The organism is Microbulbifer mangrovi (assembly GCF_002009015.1).
GTDB lineage: Bacteria > Pseudomonadota > Gammaproteobacteria > Pseudomonadales > Cellvibrionaceae > Microbulbifer > Microbulbifer mangrovi.
Map to the genome: position 1 here is coordinate 1 of NZ_LZDE01000199.1, position 7,739 is coordinate 7,739.

Sequence of the window (7,739 nt, forward strand, 5' to 3'; positions counted from 1 at the left end):
TGTTTTAGAAGGTCTCACAAGGCTGCGCCCGGTATCATCACCTTCGCGTCCAGTTCGCTGTTTTACCCCAAGCCTAAGCCCACGGAATCCTCTATAATGCGCCCCCTTCAACGAATAATTGACTAGAGGTAGGGAATACCGGATATGTCGGGCAACACTTTTGGCAAGCTGTTTTGTGTAACCACGTTTGGCGAGAGCCACGGCCCCGCGCTGGGCTGTATTGTGGATGGTTGCCCTCCGGGACTGGAAATCACCGCCGAGGAAATCCAGCTGGAGCTGGATCGCCGCAAGCCGGGTACCTCTCGCTACACCACGCAGCGCCGCGAAGCCGACGAGGTTAAAATCCTCTCCGGTGTATTCGAGGGAAAAACCACGGGTACCCCCATCGGCCTGTTGATCGAGAACACCGATCAGCGCTCCAAAGACTACGCCAATATTGCCGAGCAGATCCGCCCGGCTCACGCCGACTACACCTACTGGGCCAAATACGGCCTGCGCGATTACCGCGGCGGCGGTCGCTCCTCCGCACGTGAAACCGCCATGCGCGTCGCGGCTGGTGCGATTGCCAAGAAGTGGCTGAAGCAGCAGTTCGGAATCGAAGTGCGCGGATACCTGTCCCAGCTCGGGCCGATCAAGGTTGAGAACCTCGACTGGTCCCAGGTGGATCAGAATCCTTTCTTCTGTCCGGATGCCGCCAAGGTGCCGGAGATGGAGGCCTACATGCAGGCGCTGATCAAGGACGGCGACTCCATCGGGGCGCGTATCTCCGTGCATGCCAGCGGTGTGCCCGCGGGTCTCGGCGAGCCGATCTTCGATCGCCTGGATGCCGACCTGGCCCACGCGCTGATGAGTATCAACGCGGTAAAAGGCGTGGAGATTGGTGCGGGCTTTGCTTCCGTGGAGCAGAAGGGCACCGAGCACCGCGATGAAATCACTCAGGAAGGTTTCCAGTCCAACAACGCCGGCGGTGTGCTGGGCGGCATCTCCAGCGGTCAGGAGTTGATCGCTCATATCGCACTCAAGCCTACCTCCAGCCTGCGTATCCCGGGTAAAAGCCTAGATACCAATGGCAATCCCATCGAAGTGGTTACCAAAGGACGTCACGATCCCTGCGTTGGTATCCGCGCAACGCCCATTGCCGAGGCGATGATGGCGCTGGTGCTGATCGACCACGTCATGCGCCAGCGCGCGCAGAATGGGGATGTGGATTTCGGTCTGAAGATTCCTGCCGGTGAATCTGCGTAAATAGCGTCGATTTCGGAATTACTTCCGACAAATAAAAAAGGCGGAGCGCCGAAAGCGCTCCGCCTTTTTTGCATCTGCTCGCCTGAAATTACAGGTGCAGGTTCAGGCCCAGGTAGGGACCCTTGATTTCCAGATCGCTTTGGAAGGAATCCAGTTCTTTCACGTCCAGGGTCATGGAGCGGTAACCGGCCTCGATGGCGAAGTCCAGCGCAGGAACGAAGTCCCAGCGTACTTTGGCGGTCAGGTCGGTGTGGCTGTCGCCGTTATAGCTGGTGCCGTTGCCCTGGGCGATGATGGACCAGCCGGTGAAAGGCAGGTCGAAACGGGCCTGGCCGTAGACCATGGGTAGTACGCCGGACAGTTCGATGTCTTCTGACTGGAAGTCGCTGGCTACGGACATATCACCACTGTACATACGGGCTGTCAGGCCAACATCCAGGTTTACCCAGTTGTCCAGGATCTCGTAGTAGAGGGTGGCGTCGGTGTGGGTGAGGTTGATGTCACCATTGATTTCGGAGCCAACCAGAAAGGTCTCGTCGCCGAAGGTGACACTCTCGCTCAGCATGGCCTCGCCACTGGTTTCGATGCTGCTGTGGGCCACGAGGATATTCGGGACCAGCGGGATCGGGTGCTCCAGGGCGGCCTGGATAAAGGTGACGTTGTCTTCGGCGAGGGTGAACTCGTCCACGTTAAAGTCGTCCACGCCCACGGCGCCGCTGTAGGCGGGTTTCCATGCGCCCAGGGTGGCGTCAAAGCCGAGGATGGTGTCAGCGCTGGCGGAAACGGAAGCCAGTGCGGTGCAGATAGCCAGGGTTATTTTTTTCATTTGGAGTCGCTCCGGTTGAATTCTGCGGCAGATTCTACAGGGTTTTGATGAAGTTTCCCTGAACCTGGATCTCTTTAGCCGTAGTTTGGGTCGATTTTGCGCACTGCTTGGCGTTCCCGCGGAACCTGAAACTGATGCTTAGTCAGGAATTACAGGCCGCGCGCCTCTTTGAACAGCAATTGCTGCAGTGCATTGGCGGCGTTGCTGAGCGTGCGGTTGCGGTGATAGATGATGCCCAGATTGCGCACGATACTGAGCTGCGGCATGGGCAGTTCGGCCAGACTGTCGTCAATCAGGGTCTTGGGCAACACACTCCAGCCGAGGCCGACGCCTGCCATCATCTTGATGGTTTCCAGGAAGTTGGTCGCCAGTTTGGCGGTCAGTTTGAGGCCGTGAGCATCGAACTCGCGCTTGATCAGGCGTCCGGTATAGGTATTCATGTCTGGCAGGATGGCCGGGTACTGGGCCAGCGCCGGCAGGTCAAGCTCGGGCATCTGTGCGAGGGGATGGTCCGGCGCAGCGACCACCACACAGGGGTCCGGCCAGATGATCTGGGCGTTGAGGTTTGGGTAGTCCTTGAGGGCGAGAGTTACCACGGCGAGTTCGTATTCGCCGGCCATAAGTGCCTCGTAGGCCTGCTCGGAATCGAGGAAGTCGATATCCAGGGCGACGTCGGGGTAGAGGTTGCTGAACTCTCGCAGTACCGGCGGCAGGTGATGCAGGCCGACATGGTGGCTGGTGGCAATCCGCAGGCTGCCGCCGATAGTCTCGCCCAGGCTGCGCAGCTCGTGCTCGGCATCGCTCACTTCGTTGAGGATATGGCGGGCACGGGGAAGCAGGGCGCGGCCGGCATTGGTCAGCTGCAGTTTGCGGCCGATGCGGTCGAACAGGGGAGTGCCCAGCTGTTGCTCCAGGGAAGCCAGGCGTTTGCTGACGGCGGGCTGGGTCAGGTGCAGCTGTTCAGCGGCTTCCGAAACGGAGCCCTGCTCAGAAATCGCAAGGAAGGCTTTGAGCCACTGGAGTTCCATGGGTGCTTCTCGATGGTTGTTTTTAGGTATTCCAAAAACGAATGCGCCATATAATAAATATAAATTGATGTTATTCAATGCCCCCCCTAGACTCCGGCATGTTATCCATAGAGGAGATGGGGCTAATGGGCCAGCAAGAGCACAATAAACAGACGCTTTACGACAAGCTCTGGGAAGACCATTTGGTCAAAAGCCGCGAAGACGGCACCGCACTGATTTATATCGATCGTCACCTGATTCACGAAGTGACCTCGCCCCAGGCCTTCGAGGGACTACGTCTGGCCGGCCGCAAACCTTGGCGCACGGATTCTGTGGTCGCTACTCCGGACCACAACGTACCGTCCGACGCCGCCGAGCGCGCTGGTGGTATCGCCGGGATCCAGGATGAGGTTTCCCGTATCCAGGTACAGACCCTGGATGAAAACTGTAAGGACTTCGGCATCGTTGAATTTGGTATCAACGATCCGGGGCAGGGCATCGTGCACGTGATCGGACCGGAGACCGGTGCGACTCTGCCGGGCATGACCGTAGTTTGTGGTGACTCCCACACTTCCACCCACGGCGCCCTGGGTGCGCTGGCACACGGCATCGGCACGTCCGAGGTGGAACATGTGATGGCCACCCAGTGCCTGATCCAGAAGAAAATGAAAAACATGCTGGTGCGCGTGGACGGTGAACTCGGTCCGGGCGTAACAGCGAAAGATGTGGTGCTGGCGATTATCGGCAAGATAGGCACCGCGGGTGGCACCGGCTATGCCATTGAGTTTGGTGGTGAGGTGATTCGCAATCTGTCCATGGAAGGTCGTATGACCGTCTGCAACATGGCTATCGAAGCCGGCGCGCGTGCGGGCATGGTGGCGGTGGACCAGATCACCCTGGACTATGTAAAGGGCAAGCCCTACGCGCCCAAAGGTGAGATGTGGGACAAGGCAGTGGAAAACTGGAGTCGTCTGCACTCAGACGATGGTGCCCAGTTTGATGAAGTTGTCGAGCTGCGCGGTGAAGAAATTGAACCGCAGGTAAGCTGGGGTACTTCCCCGGAGATGGTGGTGCCGGTCAGTGCGCTGGTACCGAGTCCTGCGGACGAGGGCGATGCAACGAAAAAGGCCGGTATCGAGCGCGCGCTCGAATACATGGGCCTGAACGCCGGCCAGAAGATTACCGATATCAACCTCGACCGTGTGTTTATCGGCTCCTGCACCAACTCCCGTATCGAGGATCTGCGCGCGGCGGCAGCGGTGGCCAAGGGTCACAAAAAAGCCGACAGCGTAAAACAGGTGCTGGTAGTGCCGGGCTCTCAGTCTGTGAAAGCGCAGGCGGAAAAAGAGGGGCTCGACAAGGTATTTATCGAGGCAGGTTTCGAATGGCGCGAGCCTTCCTGCTCCATGTGTCTGGCGATGAACGCCGACAAGCTGGGGGCTGGTGAGCACTGCGCTTCCACTTCAAACCGCAACTTTGAAGGGCGCCAGGGCTACGGCGGCCGTACGCATCTGGTGAGCCCGAGCATGGCGGCGGCTGCGGCGATTGCCGGTCATTTTGTGGATGTACGTGATTTTCAGAAGGAGGCAAGCTGATGAAAGCTTTTACCCAGCACAAAGGCATTGCCGCTCCGATGGACCGCGCCAATGTGGACACGGACCTGATTATTCCGAAGCAGTTCCTGAAGTCCATCAAGCGCTCCGGCTTCGGCCCCAACCTGTTTGATGAGCTGCGCTATCTCGATGAGGGTCAGCCGGGGCAGGATCACAGCAAGCGCCCGGTAAACCCGGATTTTCCGCTGAACCACCCCCGTTACCAGGGTGCGTCAGTGCTGCTGGCGCGCAAGAATTTTGGTTGCGGTTCCAGTCGCGAGCACGCCCCCTGGGCGCTGGACGATCATGGCTTCCGCGCCATCATCGCGCCGAGCTTTGCGGATATTTTCTTTAATAACTGTTTCAAGAACGGTCTTTTGCCGATCGTTCTGGAAGAAGAAATCGTCGAGCAGTTGTTCCAGGAAATGTATGCCGAGGAAGGCTATGAGCTGACGGTCGATCTGGAAGCGCAGGTAGTGATCAAGCCCAGCGGCGAAACCCATGCCTTTGAGGTAGACACTTTCCGCAAGCACTGCCTGCTGCATGGCCTCGATGATATTGGCCTGACGCTGGAAGATGCAGACGATATTCGAGCCTATGAAGCCAAGCGCCGCGAGCAGGCACCCTGGCTGTTTGATGCCGTGAAGTAAGCGGCCCACAGAATAATTGGAAGAACGATGAGCAAGAAAGTCATGATCCTCCCGGGCGATGGAATCGGCCCGGAAATTGTCGAGCAGGCGGTAGCGGTACTGAAAACGGCCGACGAAAAATTTGGCCTTAACCTGGAGTTCAGCGAAGGCCTGATCGGTGGTGCATCCATTGATGCCCACGGTGAACCTCTGACCGACGCGGAACTGGCCAAGGCCGGCGAGTGCGACGCGGTGCTGCTGGGTGCGGTGGGTGGCCCCAAGTGGGATACCCTGGATCGCGCCATTCGTCCCGAAAAAGGCCTGCTGAAAATTCGTAGTGGCCTGGGTCTTTACGCCAACCTGCGCCCCGCGATTCTGTATCCGCAACTGGCCGATGCCTCTTCCCTGAAGCCGGAAGTGGTATCCGGTCTCGACATTTTGATCGTGCGTGAACTTACCGGCGGTATCTATTTCGGTGAGCCGCGCGGTATCAAAACCCTCGAGAATGGCGAGAAGCAGGGCTACAACACCTACGTTTACAAAGAATCCGAAATCGAGCGCATTGCCCGCACCGCGTTCGAGGCTGCTCAGAAGCGCGGCGGCAAGTTGTGCTCCGTGGACAAGGCGAACGTACTCGAGGTTACCGTGCTGTGGCGCGAAGTACTGGACCGACTGGCACCGGAATATCCGGATGTAGAGCTGTCTCACATGTACGTGGATAACGCAGCCATGCAGCTGGTACGTGCGCCCAAGCAGTTTGATGTCATGGTGACCGGTAACATGTTCGGCGACATCCTGTCTGACGCCGCCGCCATGCTCACCGGCTCCATCGGCATGTTGCCGTCCGCGTCCATGAACGAAAGTGGCTTTGGCCTGTACGAGCCCTGTCACGGTAGCGCACCGGATATTGCAGGGCAGGGTATTGCCAACCCGCTGGCCACCATTCTTTCTGCCGCCATGATGCTGCGCTATTCCCTCGATATGGGAGAGGCAGCAGCGGCGATCGAAGCAGCTGTCAGTAAAGTGCTGGATCAGGGACTGCGCACCGCGGACATCTACACTGAAGGCTCGAAGAAAGTCTCTACCGCAGAAATGGGCGCAGCAGTGGTGGCCGCTTTCTAGTAAATCTGCTTGCCACATCGCTGCATTTGCCCCCGGTTGTCCGGGGGCCAGAAACTCACAGATTTAACAGGGTAATGAAATGAACAAGGTAGGATTCGTAGGCTGGCGCGGTATGGTCGGCTCCGTTTTGATGGGCCGCATGCTGGAAGAAAACGACTTCGCACATATTGCCGAGCCGGTATTCTTTTCCACTTCCAACGCCGGTGGTAAGGCGCCGGAGATTGGTAAAGAAGTTGCGCCACTCAAAGACGCCTACGACCTGGACGCACTGGCCGAGCTGGATGCGGTCGTCAGCTGTCAGGGTGGTGACTACACCAAAGAGGTTTTCGGCAAGCTGCGCGAGAAAGGTTGGGAAGGCTACTGGATCGATGCCGCCTCCAGCCTGCGTATGAATGACGACGCCATTATTGTGCTGGACCCGGTAAACCGCGACGTGATCGACCGCGGTATCGATGCCGGCGTGAAAAATTATATCGGCGGTAACTGCACCGTGAGCCTGATGCTGATGGGCCTCGGTGGCCTGTTCAAGGAAGGCCTGGTGGAGTGGGTTACGGCGCAGACCTATCAGGCAGCCAGTGGCTCTGGTGCCAAGCACATGCGTGAGCTGATCTCCCAGATGGGCAGTATCCGCGATGGTGTGGCTAGCGAGCTGGCAGACCCGGCGAGTGCGATCCTGGAGATCGACCGCAAAGTGGCTGAAAACATGCGCAGCGGCGATTTCCCTACCGCGCAATTCGGTGAGCCGCTGGCGGGCAGCCTGCTGCCGTGGATCGATACCCAGCTGGAATCCGGCCAGAGCCGCGAGGAGTGGAAAGCCCAGGTAGAAGCGAACAAGATTCTTTCTACCGAGAGCACCGTACCGGTGGATGGCACCTGTGTACGTATCGGTGCGATGCGCTGCCACAGCCAGGCGTTCACCGTGAAGCTGAAGAAAGACCTTCCGCTGGAAGAGATCGAGAAGCTGATTGGCTCCGCCAACGACTGGGTGAAAGTGGTTCCGAACGACCGCGAAGTAACCCTCAAAGAGCTGACCCCGACCGCGGTAACCGGCAAACTAGATATTCCGGTGGGCCGTCTGCGCAAGCTGAGCATGGGCGGTGAGTACCTGAACGCCTTCACCGTCGGTGACCAGCTGCTGTGGGGTGCGGCAGAGCCCCTGCGCCGTGTACTGCTGATTCTGCTGGGCAAACTGTAAGGCACCATTAAAATTTACTGCGCGTGCGCCTGGCGGTGTCCGGCGGTGCTCGAAATGCTCATGTATTGCATATACATTGCGCTTCCTGTGCTCCGGCGGACACCACCAACCACCCGCTCGCTA

Annotated in this window: 7 protein-coding genes; 5 read left to right on the forward strand and 2 right to left on the reverse strand. The window is 58.5% G+C overall.

Annotated elements, in window-relative coordinates:
- The first annotated feature begins 144 nt into the window (after window positions 1–144).
- Complete coding sequence (aroC, locus tag B4U49_RS02085; protein ID WP_078082928.1) at window positions 145–1,245, forward strand: chorismate synthase; 1,101 nt, start codon at window positions 145–147, stop codon at window positions 1,243–1,245.
- 88 nt (window positions 1,246–1,333) lie between these two features.
- Here the strand turns inward: aroC and B4U49_RS02090 are convergent, their stop codons facing one another.
- Together B4U49_RS02090 and B4U49_RS02095 are read right to left on the reverse strand one after the other, a co-directional pair.
- Window positions 1,334–2,071: a TIGR04219 family outer membrane beta-barrel protein gene (locus B4U49_RS02090; RefSeq protein ID WP_078082929.1), complete on the reverse strand. Its 738-nt coding sequence runs from the start codon at window positions 2,069–2,071 to the stop codon at window positions 1,334–1,336.
- A gap of 149 nt (window positions 2,072–2,220) precedes the next feature.
- Window positions 2,221–3,099 (reverse strand): LysR family transcriptional regulator, encoded by an 879-nt coding sequence (locus tag B4U49_RS02095; RefSeq protein ID WP_078082930.1) that lies wholly within the window; start codon window positions 3,097–3,099, stop codon window positions 2,221–2,223.
- 125 nt (window positions 3,100–3,224) lie between these two features.
- Here B4U49_RS02095 and leuC point away from each other — a divergent pair, with 125 nt between their 5' ends.
- From leuC to asd, 4 genes are all read left to right on the forward strand, one after another.
- Window positions 3,225–4,673: a 3-isopropylmalate dehydratase large subunit gene (gene leuC / locus B4U49_RS02100; RefSeq protein ID WP_078082931.1), complete on the forward strand. Its 1,449-nt coding sequence runs from the start codon at window positions 3,225–3,227 to the stop codon at window positions 4,671–4,673.
- On the forward strand, window positions 4,673–5,320 hold the full coding sequence (gene leuD, locus B4U49_RS02105; RefSeq protein ID WP_078082932.1) for a 3-isopropylmalate dehydratase small subunit: 648 nt from the start codon (window positions 4,673–4,675) through the stop codon (window positions 5,318–5,320). Before leuC ends, leuD begins: the two co-directional genes overlap by 1 nt.
- A 27-nt stretch (window positions 5,321–5,347) precedes the next feature.
- Complete coding sequence (gene leuB / locus B4U49_RS02110; protein WP_078082933.1) at window positions 5,348–6,421, forward strand: 3-isopropylmalate dehydrogenase; 1,074 nt, start codon at window positions 5,348–5,350, stop codon at window positions 6,419–6,421.
- Between the two features lie 79 nt (window positions 6,422–6,500).
- Complete coding sequence (asd, locus tag B4U49_RS02115) at window positions 6,501–7,616, forward strand: aspartate-semialdehyde dehydrogenase (RefSeq protein ID WP_078082934.1); 1,116 nt, start codon at window positions 6,501–6,503, stop codon at window positions 7,614–7,616.
- Window positions 7,617–7,739: the final 123 nt, after the last annotated feature.